General features: G+C 46.6%; 12 protein-coding genes. 5 read left to right on the forward strand and 7 right to left on the reverse strand.

Features of this window, described 5'->3' with window-relative positions:
- Positions 1–4 precede the first annotated feature (4 nt).
- The 6 genes from FTV14_RS03090 to FTV14_RS03115 form a co-directional block, all read right to left on the reverse strand.
- Complete coding sequence (locus FTV14_RS03090) at positions 5–322, reverse strand: hypothetical protein (RefSeq protein WP_004781714.1); 318 nt, start codon at positions 320–322, stop codon at positions 5–7.
- A gap of 61 nt (positions 323–383) precedes the next feature.
- Positions 384–1,460, reverse strand: coding sequence for a patatin-like phospholipase family protein (locus FTV14_RS03095; RefSeq protein ID WP_166134788.1), 1,077 nt, complete (start codon positions 1,458–1,460; stop codon positions 384–386).
- 158 nt (positions 1,461–1,618) lie between these two features.
- Positions 1,619–3,238, reverse strand: coding sequence for an AarF/ABC1/UbiB kinase family protein (locus tag FTV14_RS03100; RefSeq protein WP_159123429.1), 1,620 nt, complete (start codon positions 3,236–3,238; stop codon positions 1,619–1,621).
- Positions 3,239–3,250: 12 nt separating this feature from the next.
- Positions 3,251–3,964 carry an SCP2 domain-containing protein gene (locus FTV14_RS03105; RefSeq protein WP_180053316.1) on the reverse strand — a complete coding sequence of 238 codons (714 nt, stop codon included), beginning with the start codon at positions 3,962–3,964 and terminating at the stop codon, positions 3,251–3,253.
- A gap of 14 nt (positions 3,965–3,978) precedes the next feature.
- Positions 3,979–4,923 carry a bifunctional demethylmenaquinone methyltransferase/2-methoxy-6-polyprenyl-1,4-benzoquinol methylase UbiE gene (ubiE, locus tag FTV14_RS03110; RefSeq protein WP_180053317.1) on the reverse strand — a complete coding sequence of 315 codons (945 nt, stop codon included), beginning with the start codon at positions 4,921–4,923 and terminating at the stop codon, positions 3,979–3,981.
- Between the two features lie 260 nt (positions 4,924–5,183).
- Positions 5,184–5,888 (reverse strand): hypothetical protein, encoded by a 705-nt coding sequence (locus FTV14_RS03115; protein ID WP_104426682.1) that lies wholly within the window; start codon positions 5,886–5,888, stop codon positions 5,184–5,186.
- 206 nt (positions 5,889–6,094) lie between these two features.
- On the opposite strand from FTV14_RS03115, the gene FTV14_RS03120 reads away from it, so the two are divergent.
- Positions 6,095–7,516, forward strand: coding sequence for a phosphate--AMP phosphotransferase (locus tag FTV14_RS03120; protein WP_180053318.1), 1,422 nt, complete (start codon positions 6,095–6,097; stop codon positions 7,514–7,516).
- 48 nt (positions 7,517–7,564) lie between these two features.
- Here FTV14_RS03120 and FTV14_RS03125 read toward each other — a convergent pair whose 3' ends face one another.
- Positions 7,565–8,068: a hypothetical protein gene (locus tag FTV14_RS03125; RefSeq protein ID WP_159123426.1), complete on the reverse strand. Its 504-nt coding sequence runs from the start codon at positions 8,066–8,068 to the stop codon at positions 7,565–7,567.
- 178 nt (positions 8,069–8,246) lie between these two features.
- On the opposite strand from FTV14_RS03125, the gene FTV14_RS03130 reads away from it, so the two are divergent.
- The 4 genes from FTV14_RS03130 (at position 8,247) to rpsO (ending at position 19,092) form a co-directional block, all read left to right on the forward strand.
- A complete protein-coding gene (locus tag FTV14_RS03130; RefSeq protein ID WP_180053319.1) occupies positions 8,247–11,960 on the forward strand; it encodes an exodeoxyribonuclease V subunit gamma in 3,714 nt (1,237 codons plus the stop codon).
- Positions 11,957–16,084 carry a UvrD-helicase domain-containing protein gene (locus FTV14_RS03135; protein WP_180053377.1) on the forward strand — a complete coding sequence of 1,376 codons (4,128 nt, stop codon included), beginning with the start codon at positions 11,957–11,959 and terminating at the stop codon, positions 16,082–16,084. Before FTV14_RS03130 ends, FTV14_RS03135 begins: the two co-directional genes overlap by 4 nt.
- Before the next feature lie 71 nt (positions 16,085–16,155).
- Positions 16,156–17,928, forward strand: a complete 1,773-nt coding sequence (recD, locus tag FTV14_RS03140; protein ID WP_373688473.1) for an exodeoxyribonuclease V subunit alpha — start codon at positions 16,156–16,158, stop codon at positions 17,926–17,928.
- An 894-nt stretch (positions 17,929–18,822) separates the two neighbouring features.
- Positions 18,823–19,092 carry a 30S ribosomal protein S15 gene (rpsO, locus tag FTV14_RS03145; RefSeq protein WP_004637724.1) on the forward strand — a complete coding sequence of 90 codons (270 nt, stop codon included), beginning with the start codon at positions 18,823–18,825 and terminating at the stop codon, positions 19,090–19,092.
- Positions 19,093–19,184 lie beyond the last annotated feature (92 nt).

Consider the following 19,184-nt stretch of genomic DNA (forward strand, 5'->3'; position numbering starts at 1 on the left):
TGGATTAACTATTAATAATCGGAACAATCCAGCTGGTAATAATCAATAAAATACCCAGATGTCCCAGTTTACGTGTCACATAAACCAGTTTAGACGGTGGTTGTTCCAGCTGTTTGGCATACTCTTCCATGGTGATGCCTTGTTTGCCTTTACTGGTATATAAGAACACACCCAAATCCAGACAGATCAGAATGGTGCCAATATCTGCCACCAGTTCCATCAGCTCAAATTGCTGGGTATACAGCGACATGCTAACGCTATAAATTAGATAAAGTCCAAAGGCTATACATGCATATTGCAGGATCACTAAAAATTTCTGCATAAATCTCAACAGTTCAAAAAATTAAGGCAATTATACAAACAATTCGGACAGGCTGTGCCCATTACAGGCTTTGCATCACATCGGCAAAATTCTGCTTCTCGACCAGTTCCAGAAATTCATCTCCCAGGCGCTGACTTTCAGCAATACATTGCTTCCAGAGCTGAATCCGCTGAGCTTGATCCAAACCTTTCAAAGTGAAGTCTTTACGATCCGGTAAACGACCCAAAGGCAAACTTTGCAAATATTCCTGAGAGGGTGAAATTAGCAAAGTTCGTGCCTGATTTTCCGGGCGTGCCGTGCGTTTAAACAGTTTATCGAACCAGCCGGGAGTAATGCTGTCAGTAAAATGCGGATACAGCACGATGCCTTTGCTCTGGAAAGGCAGGTCAATATGATAGTCAATCAGACCGCCATCACGATAATAACCTTGCGGTGCATCCGGAATATTATTGACTGCTGCCATCACGCCCGGAATAGAGGCAGAAGCCATCAGCCAGGACAAAACACTTTGCTCAGTCAAGGCGTGATAATGTGTAGTAAATCCATCATCGGCAATTTTAAACTGTTCACCCGTATTCGGCTGGCTAATCACACGTTGCATAAAATGGCGACTATGTTTACGCGCTACAGCGGTAGTTCCGACAATGCCGGCCACAGAGGCGAGTAGGGGGAGCGCCTTGTCACTCTGGAAAATGTGCTGGGCTTTAATCGATAATACCGTCAGATGATAATCTGGATGATTCACTAAATCGGTTTCTTTGCCTTGTACCAGATCCAGCAGCATGCCACGACAAACGTCACTGACCTCCTTACGGGTCATTTTCTTGTGAAAGTATAGATGGGTATACAAGTCGGCAAGACGTTCAGTACCTGCTTTGGCTCCCCATGCTGCGACACTGGCAAAACGCCAGCTGCCAATGGATGAACCGACTAGCGTTCTACGCTGAGGGGCACGGGGGAAAAACTCGCCAAAAATGGCCTGATCCAGTCCCTGAATACCAATACCTTTGGGTCCACCTGCAGCACCCGGCACAATATCGACCTGTTCGGGTTGTAAACCTTCTTTCAGAATCAGCTCACGAGCCTGATGCCCAGCGCGGATTTTCAGAGCAGGCGCATGTTTTTGTAAAATCTGCATAAAGGTTCAACCCATATTTGACCAATGAGGACATATTTTAAGCATCTGGTCACAAAGCCCAATGGCAAGATATACCCTAAGGTGACTTTGCAGTCATAGGGAAGGAGAAAAATAAAAAAACCTGAACAATGTCAGGTCTTTTAAGCAGGTTATTTCAGTTATTTTGCAATCCGCCAGACTGCGAGTACGCTTGCCAGTACGATCAAAATCACTGACACAAACCATGGTGAAATGATCGCAATTGAAAGCAGGATAGCCATGATGCTGCCAAAAATCCAGCTACGCTTTTGCTGATGTTCCATTTGCAGGCGCATGCTTTGCAATTCATTGAGCTGCTTGGCATGCCAGGCGGACTGGTTTTTCAGACCGTTCAGGCTGTCGATCATCAGGGTCGGTAAATCCTGCGCGCCCAAAAGCAGATCCGGGATTTTTTGTCCGAGTTCCTTGATATTCTTTTGCGGATTCATCTGGGCTTTGACCCAATCGGTGAGGATCGGTTTCGCCAGACTCCAGATATCCAGTTCAGGATACAAGTCTGTTCCCAGACCTTCTACATGAACCAGCGTTTTCAGTAACAACATCAGTTGTGGCGGGATTTCCAGATGGAAACGACGGGCGATGTCCATGACCTGAATCAGAATCCCGGCAAAATCCAGTTCATGCATCGGCTTGGAGACCATTGGACCCACGGTACGACGCATTTCGCGTGCTAGCGCGTCCTGATCGGTACCCGGTGGAATCCAGCCGGCCTGATGCACAATCTGAATCAGCTGCATGAAGTCGCTGTTCATAACCGCCAGCAGCATACGTGCCACCGTCATCTGGTCATGTTTGGACAGCTCGCCCATAATCGCGCAGTCCAGCGCAATAAAGCGCGGATTGGCCGGATTGATGGTTTCGACAAAGACATTGCCTGGATGCATGTCTGCATGGAAGAAATTGTCGCGGAACACTTGGGTAAAGAAAATAGTCAGACCTTTACGCGCCAGATCTGCACGGTCCATACCCAGTTCATCAAAGGTGGCAATATCCGAAATCGGAACACCGGTAATCCGTTCTGCTACCAGCACGTCCTTACTGTCCATATAGACTTCAGGCACATACATCATGCTGGAGCCAGTGAAGTAATGACGCATACGGCGGGTATTGTCCGCTTCCAGAGTCAGGTCCAGCTCATTCAGAATGATCTGGCGATAGTCCTGAATGATTTCTGACAAATGCAGGGCACGTGCTGCTTCCAGACGTTTTTCCAGAAAATCACCCAGCCAGCTTAGAATTTCAAAATCCTGCAAGATCTGCTGTCGAATATTCGGACGGGTCACTTTGACCACCACTTCACGGCCATCGTGCAGGGCTGCAGTATGCACCTGTGCAATCGAGGCGGCTGCCAGCGGCTGAACATCAAATCGGGCGAACAGGGTATTTACATCGGCTTTTAAGGATTCCTGAATACGCATCTTGGCGACATCATTATCAAAGGGCTTAACCTGATCCTGTAATAGAACCAGTTGTTGCAGCACTTCAGGCGGAATCAGGTCACGACGGGTCGAAAGTAACTGACCCAGCTTGATCGCCAGCGGCCCCATTTCTTCCAGTGCCAGTTTCAGCTTGAGCGGGTTTTTACGCTCACGGCTAGACCAGGCTGCCGGATGCATACGAATTAAAGATAAAATGTGCCGGGCTTTTTCAGGAAGTTCTTCCGCAGGAAACAACGTGTCGAGTCTATAGTGCGCGGCGATGCGCCAAAGTTCGAGTAAACGTGAAACATGCGGAATCATAAAGCGGTGTACCTAGTATTGAGAAGGAATATGAGGTGTAGCAGGAGTAAATGGCTGATCAGTAGAATCGTCAGATTCAATCTGTGCCTGAAGCTGACGGATTTTGGCTTCGACGCGATCCAAATTCTGGTTCAGGATACGGGTATCCTGATTCAGGTCATCCATTTGCCAGCGCGGGGCAAAAAGGCCACTATCTTCTTTCAGGGCATCTTTAGCGAAAAATAATTGGCTTTGCAAAGTGCGTTTTAAATGCTTCGGAGCCAGCTGCAACTTGCCAATTTCATGTGCCAGAGCAGGGCCAATACAAGGACTCAAATGCGCCGCCAGATCAGGTTCAGCCTGCTGCATAATACGCTGGATTTCTTGCAGAATTTTATAGTCACCTTGCAGCGGAATATTACCGACTTCATCAGCAAGCAGCAGTTTAAGCAGCTCTACGACATTATTCACCTGTAGCGTCGCCGTTGCTTCAGGAATTTGAGTACTATTGGCTTCATAAGGGCGCTGTTCAAAAATCGAAGATTCTTCAGTATGACCGGTTGGCGTTGGTTCCAGACGAACCTTGCCCTCATCAAAGAAGACATCGACGGACAGTTGCGGTGAGGCAATGACCACCCGCAGCATTTTGCCGGCTAAAGCATTGAGCTGAATGCGGGTAATCGCATCCAGATCAATCATATGATGAATCAGGCGTTCAACAGCACCGAGAGCGAGAAGTGACCACATATCGGGTACGACCCTTAAAGCTTGAAGCCACGGTGAACGGCAACGATACCGCCGGTCAGATTGTGATAATCACAGTTCTGGAAGCCAGCATTTTCCATCATGCCTTTTAAAGTACGCTGGTCTGGATGCATACGGATTGATTCAGCCAGGTATTTATAGCTTTCTGAATCATTTGCCACGATTTTGCCCATGATTGGTAAAGCAGTGAATGAATACAGGTCATACAGTTTTGAGAATGGCTCAAAGACTGGTTTAGAGAATTCCAGAATCAGTAAACGACCGCCTGGCTTAAGCACGCGATACATGGCTGCCAGTGCAGCATCTTTATCGGTGACGTTACGCAGACCAAAAGAAATCGTTACCAGATCAAAGCTGTTGTCGGCAAATGGCTCTAGAGTTTCTGCATTCGCCAGAACGAAATCAACATTGGTACAGCCGGCATCAATCAGACGGTCACGGCCAACATTCAGCATGGATTCGTTAATATCAGACAGTACTACATGACCGGTAGGGCCCACTTCACGGCTAAATACTTTGGCCAGGTCGCCTGTACCGCCAGCAATATCCAGCACATGCTGGCCACGGCGCACGCCTGACATATTAATCGCAAAACGTTTCCACAGACGGTGAATGCCGAATGACATCAGGTCATTCATGATATCGTATTTGCTGGCCACCGAATGGAATACTTCAGCCACTTTCTGGGCTTTTTCGTCACTGCTCACAGTCTTGTAGCCGAAGTGCGTGGTTGGACCGACGTTACCGGTATTGGCACCGCGTGGCAGGTTATATTTAGGGACAGTTCCAGTCACAGGCGTATCGGTCAGGCGTTGTTCTAGAGATTGTTGCTGACCTTGTGGAGCGCCTTGCGGAAGCAGAGTGGTTAAGAATGGGCTCACTTTGTCTGTCTGTTGTGCCGACTCGGGTGTAGGGGTAGGCGTTTGATTTTCATTCGACATTGGAGTCACTCCTAACATATCAATCGGGTTAATCTTGCATTGCCTGCATAATGACAGATTCTTGGATGTTATTCAGCAATCATGATGCAATTGTTATGAATAATATACAGAAAAATAGGAATATGGGCGGAAATCTTCACTGCCAGTGATCGAATAATTCATATGATTTATCACTGGCGATGGCCTGCCATAAAAACCTGAAAATATCAGGATCAGGCAGGACCGCAAGCCTTCCTCATCATGGATGGGACAGGAGTGTATTATTGGAATGGTGTTGGATCACCTGAATGCACCTTATCAATAATACCGCGTTCAATCGCAGTAAAGTCATGCACGAATTTTTCTGCCGATTTTAACGGTTTCATGGCCTGGAAACCGTCCTGCATAAACTCATACATCACCTGAAAATGATATTTATTGGCTGCGCCTTTACACATCTTGAAGGCGGTATAAACCACAAAGGAACGCATATATTTATCCAGACTGACACCCAGCTGATCCAGTAGTGCCAGCTGTTTCAAGCGTGCTTCCCCCTGATCCAGTTTCAGATAGGTCACGCGCATCATTTCATCAGTCAATGGTGCGTTGGCAGGATAATCCTCTAAAAGCTGGATTGCGACCTGTTCATCCAGTTGTACCGCCAGAATCGCCAGTTCTACGCCTGAGGTTCCGGTTTTTAGGGCATTTTCCGGAATCATTTTTTCTGCCTTGTGCGCATATTTCATCAGTCGGGCAATCTGTTCGGCCAGTGCGTCAAAGTCTGGGCCGCCATAGAGCCGATTCAGGAAATATTCGGCCATCAGCTGGTTATTTTTTTCAGAAAAATGCTGATGATGGCTACGCTGCATCCGTGCCTTTTGCCATGCCTGCACATCCTGTAAACGGCTTAAAATTTCAGGCTGAGTGTGATACTTCAGCTGATAATACTGTTCTAAGAGTTCATCTAATCGGGCAAGTTTGGACATGTATTTTCAAATATGATTTTTCGATCTCAGAATCTTAGAGGGTGTGGCGCAATCTCGCTATGACAAATTGATCAATGATTCCTTATTTGAATGTCAATTTGCTGTTTAAACAGACAATCTAATCGTGTGAAAAACGTTGCTAACGCTATTTTTGCCTTCAAACTCCTCGCTATACTGCCCACAAGAATAAAAGATGAGGGATCTGTATGCGTATAGAAGAACAAAGTTTCCAGTTAATGGATGAAGACGAGCTATCCCTTGCGCTGATCAATGCCCAGTATGACCTGAGGAAAACCCAAGGTCAGAAAAATGGCAAAAGCCTGATTGTTCTGGTCAATGGAATTGAACTGGCGGGTAAGGGCGAAGCGGTCAAACAGTTACGTGAATGGGTAGATCCTCGTTATTTGCAGGTGAAGGCCGATCAGCCGCAAGTATTAGGAGAAAAACAGACCTTCTGGCAACCCTATACACGGTTTATTCCTGCCCAAGGCCAGATCATGGTCTTGTTTGGTAACTGGTACAGCGATCTGCTCAGAACCACCATGCAGACTGGTGCCATTGATGATGCCCAGTTTGATGCCTATCTGGAAGATATGCGTGTCTTTGAGCAGGATCTAAAAAATAACTATGTTGATGTGGTCAAGGTCTGGTTCGACTTACCTTGGAAAACGCTACAAAAACGCCTGGATCAGATGGATCCGAGTGAAATGCAATGGCACAAACTGCATGGCCTGGACTGGCGCGACAAAAAAAAGTACGACACCGTGCAACGTTTGCGAGAGCGGTTTACTAAAGACGAAGACTGGCTGATCATTGACGGGGAAGATGAAAAACAGCGTGACCAGCAGTTTGCACAGTATATTTTGCAGGCGCTAAAACATTGTCCCAATCATCCGGTTCGGGCCAAAGGACGATGGAAACAGGCCAAAATTCCAGAATTATTGCAGCATCCTCCGCAAGAACTTGCCAAGACAGAGGACTATAAAGCGGAACTGAAAAAACTGTCTCCTCAGGTGGCTAAGGCGCTGCGCTCAGACCCACGTAATGTGATTTTGCTGTTTGAAGGGATGGATGCAGCGGGCAAGGGTGGAGCGATCAAGCGGATTGTGAAAAAGCTGGATCCCCGTGAATATGAAATCCAGACCATCGGTGCGCCCGAAAAATATGAACTGAATCGTCCTTATTTATGGCGTTTCTGGAACAAGCTGCAAACTGATGATGATATCTGTATTTTTGACCGCTCCTGGTATGGTCGGGTGCTGGTAGAACGGGTAGAAGGCTTTGCCAGCCCGGCAGAATGGCAGCGGGCCTATGATGAAATTAACCGATTTGAACAGAGCCTGATTAACCATCAAACCGTAATTATTAAATTCTGGCTGGCGATTTCCCAGGAAGAGCAGGCGGCCCGTTTCAAGGCGCGTGAAGATACCCCACATAAGCGCTTTAAAATCACCGATGAGGACTGGCGTAACCGGGAACGTTGGGATGATTATTTAAAAGCGGCCGCCGACATGTTTGAACGTACGTCGACAGAACAGGCACCATGGCACATTATCGCCACTGATGATAAAAACACCGCTCGGGTCGAAATTTTAAAAACAATTTTAAAGCAGCTTCAGGCAGATTAATCTGCCTGAGTTTTGAAAAGTTTGGGGATAAAAAATGGGGCGGGAAATTTATTTGCCTTGAGCAATCTGTTTTTGCTGGATATTTTTTGCTGTGCGATAACAATCTTCAACATGCGCTTCAGCAATTTTTTTCATGACAAAATAACCGAGGCTCGCGGCTACCAGTTGACCACCGAGTGGAATGAATTTTGTGACTTGCTTTGTGATCACTTTCGCTGCAACATTGTTCAAAGATTTTTTGACTGCTGTACGTGCTACCACCAGACCGGAAAACTCGATTCCGCGTTTACGCAGTTCATTCCAGTGCACCTGTTTGGTTGCAGGATCAAACACACTGATCTGTTCAGGGGCTAGACCAAAGCGGGCATTGATCTCCGGGATCAGTTGCGACAGAATGCCGACATCAATGACCACGTCCAGAAATGGCACCGGAATCACAGCTGCTCCGGCAGAATAATAGGCACGTTTTTTGGTTAGCTCTAAGCACTCGTTGCGAATTCTGTCTAAATCTAAACTTGGATCGATACGATCTGGAATTTTGTCTAATTTCATGGGCATTACCTAAAGCTAGATGTTGTTTTTTTCTGTTCAAACATCAATAAGATGCTTTTTTCAAAGAACTTTTTTGACTGAAGTATGAGTTTTAAAGTGACATAGACAGTTCGGTAAGTATAGTAAATAATCTTTATCATTTTGTAGTACTGCTCCATCTCATTTTTCAGGGGAAACGATGGCAATTCATGTTATTCAGAGTCAACGCATTGATGTGCTTTTGGATAGTATGCTGCGTATCGTTAATCAGAGCGCAAAAAATCCCTTGGCTGTGTTACAGCCGCGGCATTTTATTGTGCCATCTCCTGCAGTCGAGGCCTGGCTGACCCAAAAAATTGCCGAGAAAAAGGGCATCAGTGCCAATACCCAGTTTCATCATCGGATCCGTGCCTTTCAGTGGACTTCCTATCAGTGGGTGCTGAATAATCCCAAAGAAGTCGAACAGGTTCGTGAAGCCAATATTCCCCGAATTATTATTAAATGGCGGGTATTTCAGGCATTACGTAAATGCATTTTGCCTGAGCAGATTCCATTAGAGATCGATCATCCACTGTATTCGATTATCAAACGGATTTATGACAGCGCAGATCGTCTGGAACAGGGCATAGAGAAGCAGCTGAAAAAACAAAGCATGCTGTACTGGGTATCCGAACAGGTCTCGCGCCTGTTTAGCCATTATATGGATTACCGTGGTTATTGCGCGCGGAATTGCCCACCACAGGAATGTCGTTGTCCCACTAACTGGCTGGCGTCCTGGGGGCAGGATATTGCGCTCGATGTTGAGCATATGATCTATATTCCTAAAGATGAAAATGGCCATGAAATTCCGGTGGCAGACTTCGTCAAGATTCAGGCACGCGAACTGGAAGCCTGGCAGCGCTGGTTGTGGCAGCATGTCTTTCAGGATGATTATGCCAAGATTCTGGACATCGAACAGATGTACTGGGAACGTCTGGAAAATGAAGATACTCAGGTACAGGCTTTAAAACGTTTGCCAGAACAGGTCGTGGTCTTTACCTTGCTAGAATTGCCACCGAGTCAGCTGGATTTCTTGCGCCGTCTCGGTCAATACATCGATATTTATATTTTCCACTTTAACCCGTCACAGGAATACTGGGCCGATAGTGTCGATCCAGACTGGAAAGCACGTTATGACCTTGGCGTGCAGGAACGTTTCATCAAGAAATTTGAAAAATCTCAGGGACGTTTGCCGACTGATACCGAAATCCAGCATTTCTTTGCAGCCTTTCAGTTGAACTTTAATGCCGAAGACCGAGAATCGCGTCATCCCTTGCTGACCCGCTTTGGCAAGCAGGCACGTGATCATTTCTCGTTATTGTCCAAACTGTCTTCAGGTGAAGAAGGTCTCTGGGCCGATGCTTTCGTGGATGAATATCAGGATAAGTTACTGGCCAAAATCCAGTCGGATATTTTGTACCTGCTGGAACCGGAAAAACACCAGTATCCGCTCAAACCCGACGATGATTCGGTACAGATTCATGTCTGTCATTCCTCACTGCGCCAGCTGGAAGTCTTAAAAGAACAGATGATTCACTGGCTGGCCCAAGGCACGGAAGATGCCCCACGTCAGCCGAGCGATATTCTGGTGCTGGCCCCGAACCTGAAAGAGCTGGAGCCGGCGATCCGGAGTGTCTTTGCACCACCACCGCGAGAACGGGAAGGCCATAGCCAGCGTCTGCAAAAAGACAACCTATATCTGCCAATCCAGATTGCCGGGGTGTCCCGACTCGATGTCAGCAATGCCTGGCGCGCGGTACTGGGCCGGATTCAGCTGGTGCATCGACGTTTCAGTATCGAAGATTTTGCCGACTGGCTCAGCCTGAATGAGACCCAGCAACTATATGCGCTGGACTACGCGCAAGTTGAGCGCACGTTGCAGTTACTGGGCGAAGCGGGCTTTAAACGCGGTCTGGATCAGCAGCATTTACAGCAAAGCCTGACTGCCGGTGATGAAGACTACCGCTTCAGTTTTAAGTTTGCGCTGGATCGGCTGGCACTCGGGCTTGCAGTTCCGGAACATGCCCTGTTTCAGGATACCTTAAGCTATGCTCGGGTCTTGAGTAGTGATTTTCCTCTCATTTCGACTCTGATCCAGATTTATCAGGATCTGGTACAGCGCCGTGACTGGCTGATTTTGCATGAACAGGGCCAACGTACCCCGGTAAAAACTTGGCTGGAATATCTGCGTGAAGACTTGAATGAGTTCCGTGAAGCCGGCGTCGAGTCCTTAAAGACGGTTGCAGAGATTATCGATAAGCAGATGCGGATGCTGACGCTGGCCGATTATCACGATCAGGATGATCCGCAGGCCAGCCAGGAGCTGGTCGCCTTAAGCCTTCCTTTGCCTTATGTACTGGAAGAAATTCAGAATACACTGGAGATGCAGCTGGATCAGGCCGAGCCGACCGGACAGATTACCTTTAGTCAAATCGGCCAGATCCGTCCGTTGCCATATAAACTGGTGGTGATGCTGAATCTGGATACCGGTAAATTTCCGAGCCGGAATCAGCAGGTGCCATTTGACCTGATGAACAGTCTGAAGCCGCAACTAGGGGATCGTTCCCGTCTGGATGATGACCAGGGTGCTTTTCTGGATGCATTGCTATTGGCGCAGGACAATTTATGGCTGTTTTATAATGGCTTTGATGTTGATGATGGTGAAGCGCGTGATCCATCCACTTCATTGCAGGAACTGATCCAGCATATTGCCCTGATCTGCCAATCAGACCAGCCCGATGCTGAAGTCGATGAAACGGTTGAAATCAATGGTTTGAGTATTGCCAAGCATATCCGTCAACTCTATCATGTACATCCATTACAGCCGTTCGATCCAATTGGTTACGTTGAATCTCATACCCCACGTTATCAGACCCAGTGGTTTGCTGTAGCAGAATATATTCGCAGTGCAGAGGGCAAGCGCAGCAGCTGGATCAATGCCCATTATCCGGCCTTGATGCAGAAAGAAATCCGGGTGCTGAAAGGGGATGAGTGGATTCGTGACATGATTTTCCCGGCACGTCTATTCCTGAAAAGTATCGGTGTTTCCAGTGTGAGATATGCCGATCTGCCAAGTTCACGAGAACCCTTATTGCTGAATAAACTGGAACAGTATCAGGTCCGTGATTTCCTATTACAACAGGATCAAGAGATTGAGCCACAGCTGATGCTGGACCGCTTGCCGGTCGGAAAAACTCAGGAAGCGACCTGGCTCAGCAGTCAGCAGGAACAGCAATCGCTAAAAGAACGTTTATTGCAGCTGAATAAAGAGCTGACACCTGTAACGCAGCAAACTTGGCAATATAACCCTGAACTGCTGATTCATATTACCTTGCCGCAAGTGCCGCACAGCAGTTACTGGCTCAGCATGCAGTCATCTTCGGCCTCAGAAAAACGTCGGGCACAGGTCTGGCTGGAATATTTGCTCTGGCTGGCCTATCTGAACAATGATGAACTGTCTCCACAGCTGGAACGGATTGTCATTTTCAGTAATAAAACCCTGAAATTCTCCGGACTGCGTTCTAGTCAGGCACGTCATCATTTACAGGCTTGGTTGAAAGCTTGGGAAGTAGGACAGACCCAGCCGCTAGTTTTGCCAGCCGAATTGCTGATGAAAAAAGCCTGGGAATGGACCGAAAATGAACAGGGACAGATCACCATTGCCGAGATGCAGGAACTGCTAAAGGCCTGGAACAACAGCTATGAAAGTGCCAAGCCTTTGGCCAGCGATGAATCCAGCCAGCTACATCAGGACTGGCAGTTTATTTTGCAGGATCAGGACCCGGATCTGGCCTTGCAACGCTGTTGCCATGACTTTGCCCATGCGCTATATGCGCCGATTCATGAACATCTGGAATGGATAAAAGAACAATGACCATGTTACCGAACCAGAGCAGTAAAAAGATTTCAACCAATCCGATTCAGGACATGCGCTTTAGCGGCCTGCACTGGATTGAAGCTTCGGCGGGGACGGGTAAGACCTATACCTTATCCAGTTTGATGGTGCGGATTTTTCTGGATCAGTATTATCCGCATCAGGTGATTGCCACAACCTTTACCCGTAAGGCTACAGCTGAACTGAAAAACCGGGTACGTCTTAGGGTTGAAGAAACACTAGCCTTCATTCAGCGTCATCAGGAGCTGAATTCGGTCGAAATCACCGCCAAAATCCAGGCTGAATCGGATCCGCTGTTCCAGCAGGTGTTGAAAGATTATGGCTCACGCATGGACTATGCCCGGCGCCGTCTACGTCTGGTTCTGAACCAGCTGGATGAGCTGTTTGTCGGAACACTGGACAGCTTTAGCCAGAAATTATTGCGTGAATTTGCCTTTGAAAGCGGCAAGATTGAACGGGCCGAACTGACTGAAGATCAGGACCTATATATCCAGCAGCTGATTCATGATGTGCTACGAGAATGGATCCAGCAGCAGCCGCAGTATATGGTCAATCATCTATATCTGCAAAACCTGTTGAAACCAGTAGAACACTATACTGGACTAGTTCGTGATGCTCTAAATTTCCGTGTGCAATACTTTCAGAAGGTAGAAAACGTCGAATGGGATCTGGCTGAACTAGAGCACTGCATTCAGCGCCTGTTCGATGTACATGAACATGAAATTGAGATCATTCGGGAGTATTGCCAGAATTCTCCCAAGTATTTTCATAAGAGTTTTTTCACCAGATTAAGCGATGTCTGTGAAAACTTTATGACCTGGATGGCGGCACTGAAAACTAAAGGCGCGATGAGCTTTTTTGATCCAGAACTGCATGCGATCTTATTAAATCTGTGTTATTTGCGCCGCAAGAAAACCGATTTTCAACCGGTCTCAATGAAGCAAGTATTTAACAAAAGCTGTCCGGAAGCAGAGCAGCAGCAGATTCTGCAACATAGCCTGATTCAGGCCATTGATGGATTGTGCGAAGTCAAAGAGAAGATGGATGCACAGTTGAAGCAGCTGACCACCTATCTTGAATATCATATTATTCGCAGTGTGCAGAACCGTCTGCCGCAAACCTTGCAAAAACAGGGTGAAACCACATTTTCCCAACAGATTCGAACCTTGGCTGAAGCTTTACAGGGACAGCAAGGTCAACGCTTTGCCCAGTTTGTACAGGCACGCTATCCACTCATTCTGGTGGATGAATTTCAGGATACCAACCAGGATCAGGATGATCTGCTGGCTAAAATCTGGCGTGATCCGAATCGAGTCAAAGCCGGTTGTATGATCATGGTGGGTGATCCGAAACAGGCGATTTACGGTTTCCGTGGCGGTGACATGCTGACCTATAACAAGGCGCGTGCCGATGTGCTGCAAAAGCAGGGCCGTGAATATACTCTGATCCAGAACCATCGCTCGGTAAAGCCTTTAGTCGAGGTGGTGGACGCGTTGTTTCAACGCCAGATGGATTTTGGTGAACAGGTGCATTACACCCTGATTCAGGCGGGGAGCCGGCCACATCCGGATTTAATCGATAAAACGCTGAGTAATCCGCATCCACTACGCTGGATTCAGCTCGGTGAACAGGACGTTGAAGCCGATCAGGTGGTCTGGAAAATCCGCCAGTTATTGAATCAGTCTGAACAGCAGCAACTGTATTTCCAGCAGGGTGACAACGTTCAGCACTTAAAAGCGGATGATATTGCAGTTCTCAGTTTTGGCCATTATGCGCTGGAACAGGTCAAGCAGCGTCTGCAACGCATGGGGATTCCCTGTTATAAGGAATCTAAGCAGAGCGTCTTTGCCAGTCCGGTGGCTCAGGATGTTGCAGCTGTTCTGACCGCGATCATGGAGCCTTTTAACGAAGCCAAAGTCAAACGTGCCTTATTGACCCGTTTATTGGGCTTTAACCTGAAAAAGTTAATCGAACTGCAAGAGCAGAGCGAAGGTCTGAGCCGTTATATTGCAGACTTTGATGCTATCCGGGAAATGTGGTTTGAAAAAGGGTTTCTGACGGCCTGGAATTATGCTTTAAATCTGTTTCAGGTCTGGACCAATCTGGTTGCAAGCCAGAGTCTGGACAATGAACGGGTGGTGGTGAATTTACGTCACCTGACCGAGATTCTGTGCCAGCAAAGTGAATATTATCAGGGTGCTCAAAAGCTGTATCACTGGTATCTGCGTCAATTGCAATCACCTTCCGGCAAGGACAATGAAAAAGAGCGCAAACTCTCCGGCGATCATGGGGTGCAACTGCTGACCATCCATGCTTCCAAGGGACTGGAATTCAAAGTCGTGTTCCTGTTGGGTGCCGATGCGCCTTTTGATGTAAATAAGGGGAATCTGAACTTTTCCCTGTCAGCTGCGGAAAATGTACTGGAACAATCCCGGGTAATTGCAGTTAATCATAAGGACTTGCATGAGCAGGCGATTTTGCAAAATGCGGCCCGGAATGCCGCAGAAAATCACCGGCTTTGGTATGTGGCACTGACCCGGGCCAGTCACCGGGTTTATGCCATGCTGCAAGATCAGAGCGGACAAGCGGATTCAGGTCTGGCGTTCTGGCGTGGACAAGGTGAGGCGGCCTTTCAGCATGCCCTAAGTCTGCTTGAACCACCTCTGGCTTCTGAGCCGCCTAGAATTGTGGCACAACAGACAGAAGCACCGTTACAGATGCAGGCTCATCCTTTACCAGAGCGACAGTTCTATCCGCGGACCAAAACCAGTTTTACTGCACTGTCACAGCATCTCCCGCATCAGGCAATATTGCAGGATGATCTGGTCATCGCTTCTGAACGTCCGGACAGTGCCGCAGATGAAATGAATCTACTGGAACTGGAACAGCAGATAGCCAGTCAGCCACTGGACTGGATCAGGCTGAATTTTCCAAAAGGCACGGTAGCCGGAACCTTCCTGCACAGTATTTTTGAGCATATCGATTTTCAGGATCGCAGTTACTGGAATCTGGAAATCCGCCGCCGTTTTAAAAATACGGCGCCACAAATCTGGCAGGAACTGAAAGAGAAATTTCATCAGGCCTTTCATGTTCGTCCATTGTTACAGCAGGCATTTACTTCGGGCTATCAGACAGCCTGTGTGAATTTACAGACCCTGTTCAGTCAGGTGGCTCGTCAAGGTCAAATGCAGCTGGAGAAATTGCAGCAGAGTATGCAAAAAGTACTCTCCAGCCTGAATTATAAAATCCTGACCGGAATTCGCCTGCATGATCAGAGTGAAGCTTATCGTCAGGAATGGCAGCAGTTTTTCCGTTCCGCTCAAACATTCGATCACTCTGAATGGCTGAACTTCTTAGGGCAGTTTCAGCACTATTTTACAGAACTGGATGATGAACCTTTTATCCAGTTTTTCGAACAGGAAATGGCGCAGATGACGCCTGCTGAGGCAGCAGCACAACTGGATGTAGAAGCCGTTTTTCAGCAGGCATTCGATCATTTCATTGATGAGATGATTGAAGATCTTCTGCTCAATCGGGTTCATGACTGGCTCAAAGAAATTCTGGCTGCACCCCTACAGGCAGAGTTCAGCCTGGAGCAGTTGCAGCAAGGTACTTATTTGTCTGAATTCCCGTTTTACCTGTCTTTAACCGATGCGCCCTTACAGATTCGTCAGATCCAGCAACTGTTTGCCGAGCATGATATTCTCATGCCTGATTTTAATGAGGCAAAATCAGCACGCTATCTGACCGGTTCTATCGATTTGGTTTATTTTGATGGCCAGCGTTATCATATTGCCGATTATAAAAGCAATTTTCTCGGGCCGGATCAGCAGCATTACACGGCCGAGGCCATCCAGCAGAATATGACCCACTCCAGTTACTGGCTGCAAGCGGCCTTATATCTGGTGGCATTGCATCGTTATCTAAGCGTGAACATGCAGGGATATGACATGCAGCAGCATCTGGGTGGGGCGACTTATCTGTATTTGCGCGGTATGAATGGTCAGGCTGAACAAGGCGCTTATCACTGGCAGCCTGGTCTGGAATTTATTCTGAAACTGGATGAAATTCTGGGCTATTTTGAGCAGAAAAAATCAGCATAATTTTGATGATTTATAAAATTTTAAGAGTTTAAACAGAAGATTATCCTGTGGATAACTTTGAGGATAACTGTGTGGAAAATGAGCAAATTCACGTGTCTCAGCAATCAGCCCATTTAATGGCCTGGATTGACTATTTATGTCAGCCACCATTTAGTTCGGCGACCTTTGATGCTGCCGCAAAATTGCTGATTCAGCAGCTCCTTGAAGCGATGCAGGAGGGCAATAGTTGTATTCCGGCCAGTGCTGAGCAAAAAGCTCTATTGCATCATTTGGTATTGGATCGTAGCCAGCAGGCTCAAGGCATTGCACCCTTTATTTTTGAAAACCAGCAATTGTATTTATACCGCTACTGGCAGCTGGAACAAGCGGTCGCCACACAGATCGCCCGGATCAAGTCACAAGCCATCACGCCAGTAAATTTAAGTGAGCGTGATCGTAACCTCCTGACAGATCCACAGCAAAAGCAAGCGCTGGAAATGGTCGCCAAGCAGGGACTGAATATTATTACCGGTGGGCCAGGAACTGGTAAAACCTACACCTTGGCACATATGATTGCTGTACTACATGAAGCCTTGCCTAATATCCGGATTGCGATGGCCGCTCCGACGGGTAAAGCTGCGCAGCGAATGCAAGAAGCCTTGCAGAAAGCTTTACATAGTGAAAAGTTACAAGCTTTTGAACTGGAGGCTTTAAAGCAGGTTCAACCCGTTACTTTGCACCGCTTACTGGGCTTGGGGCGGTTGGGACGCCCACGGTTTCATGCCAAGCAGCCTTTACCCTATGATGTGATCGTGGTTGATGAAGCATCCATGTTGGACTTAAGCCTGTCGCAGATGCTCCTTGCTGCAGTGCCAGATTCAACCCGCTTAATTCTATTAGGCGATGCAGACCAGCTGGCCTCGGTGGATGTCGGTACTGTACTGGCAGATTTACAGCAGACTTCTGTTTTGGCGGATAACCGAGTGAATTTAATCACGACACGCCGTTTTGCTTCAGGCGCCCGGATTGGTGCGATGGCGCACTTTATCCAGCAGGAACATGTTCCAGCATCGGTTTTAAACCAGTTTGAACAGCAAGTGGTTGCTGCGAGTGAGCTGCAAGCAATTGCACTAGATCAGGTAGAGATTGACCAGTTGCAACTGCAATATCTGCCAGAAATAAACCCAACTACAGGTCTACAGTTAGACCCATATTATGATCAACTGATGTATGGCTATCAGGCTTATGCAGACGCGATCAAGCTGGCTCAGGATCAGGCTGATTTTGATCAATATGTGCAGCAGGCAATTCAGTACTTTGATGATTACCGGATTCTCACCGCAATTCGGCATGGTGATCTGGGTTTGAATAAAATCAATCAGCAGATTGAACAGCGTTTTCTGGCCAGTGTAGGCAAGTTAAAACAGGGCGACTGGTATACCGGTCGACCAGTGATGATGACTTATAACGATTATCAGCTGGGTCTGTCCAATGGTGATATTGGCATCTGTTTCTGGAGAGAACAAGAAGGACAGTCACAATTTGAAGTGTATTTCCCGAGCTTAGAAAAATGGGTGCTGGCGACCCGCTTACCGAAAAGTATCGAAACGGCATTTGCTTTGACGATTCATAAATCGCAAGGTTCAGAATTTACTCATACGGCTGTAGTACTCGATCAACAGGCCAAAAATTTGCTGAGTAAGGAACTGATTTATACAGCGATTACCCGGGCCAAAAAAGTTGTGAGCTTACTGGTAGATCGCGACGCGTTTACACAAGCGCTATGCGTCAGAACCACACGAAAGAGTGGCTTAAGCGAAAAAATACTTGAACAATGCAACAATCTATTGGCAAAAAATAAATAACTGTTGTAGGTAAATGCTTACATGGATTCAGGAAATTGGCGCATGGAGCTTTTACTCGGTTTTTGAGAAGATTGGTCACACAAAAGAACTCAACACGGAAAGTTGGGTATAAATCGCATAATAAGAACAAGAATGTCACCAGACAGCGAACTTACAGTGAAGTAAGTGAAAGAGGAAACTTACAGCCGCTAAGCCTTGTAGTTTTGGGAGAGACTACAAGGCTTTTTTATATCTGCCGTTAATGGAATTTTGCCGTAATCTTATAGTTCAATTAAGTTGGCAGAATAAGTAAATTTAAGTAAATAGTGTAATTAAAAGATATATAAGTGTAATATTTTGCAAATTTCGATGACAATTTTGTACGCAATGGCTTACAGCGAGTGAGGATAAATGCCTCTATGAGCATTTCGACAATATGGCAAAATCTACCACACAAGGAAGTTATTTTTAGTCAGGAAGATTTGAAAATAATAAAGCGTAAAACGCACTAAAAAAAACAATAAATAAAAAATGATAATAGAAGAAACTACAGCGCGAAAAAGCCCGAGTTTACTCGGGCTTTTTTTTATCATTTATTTCTAAGCGCGACCAGAAATATTTTAAATATAAAAAGATCAGTTAATTTCTGCAGTTATCTAAACAGCTATTCGTAAGCCAGATCAAGTCCAATTCCTGAAATTATGTGTAAATTGAACCATATGGGATTTCTTCATATCAGTAAATAAGCAAAGACATCTGGCAGCTAAAACTATCAAAATTCATGATCTATTTTTGCAATCTGACGCAATTTCCCTTAAAATATGCAACTTGCTGTAGTGATGCACGGCAGTCAATGTATTGAATTCTCATTACTTTGATTTTTATCAAGATATATAAGCATCTCGGAGAAATCGAATGGCTTTAACAAACGCAGATCGCGCAGAGATCATTGCTAAATTCGCTCGCGCTGAAAACGACACTGGTTCACCAGAAGTTCAAGTAGCTCTTTTAACTGCTCAAATCAATGACTTACAAGGTCACTTCAAAGAGCACAAACACGACCATCATAGCCGTCGCGGTCTGATCCGTATGGTTAACCAACGTCGTAAGCTTCTTGACTACCTAAATGGTAAAGACCACGGTCGTTATGTTGCATTGATCGGTGCTTTAGGTTTACGTCGTTAATTCGATTTAAACTTTATTTTCGGGTTTATCGCATGCCTTATGCTTTATTGCTGAAAACTAAAGTCGGTTTAGCCTTTGGCTAGATCAGGGGA

The organism is Acinetobacter sp. YH12236, assembly GCF_013417645.1.
Taxonomy (GTDB): Bacteria; Pseudomonadota; Gammaproteobacteria; order Pseudomonadales; family Moraxellaceae; genus Acinetobacter.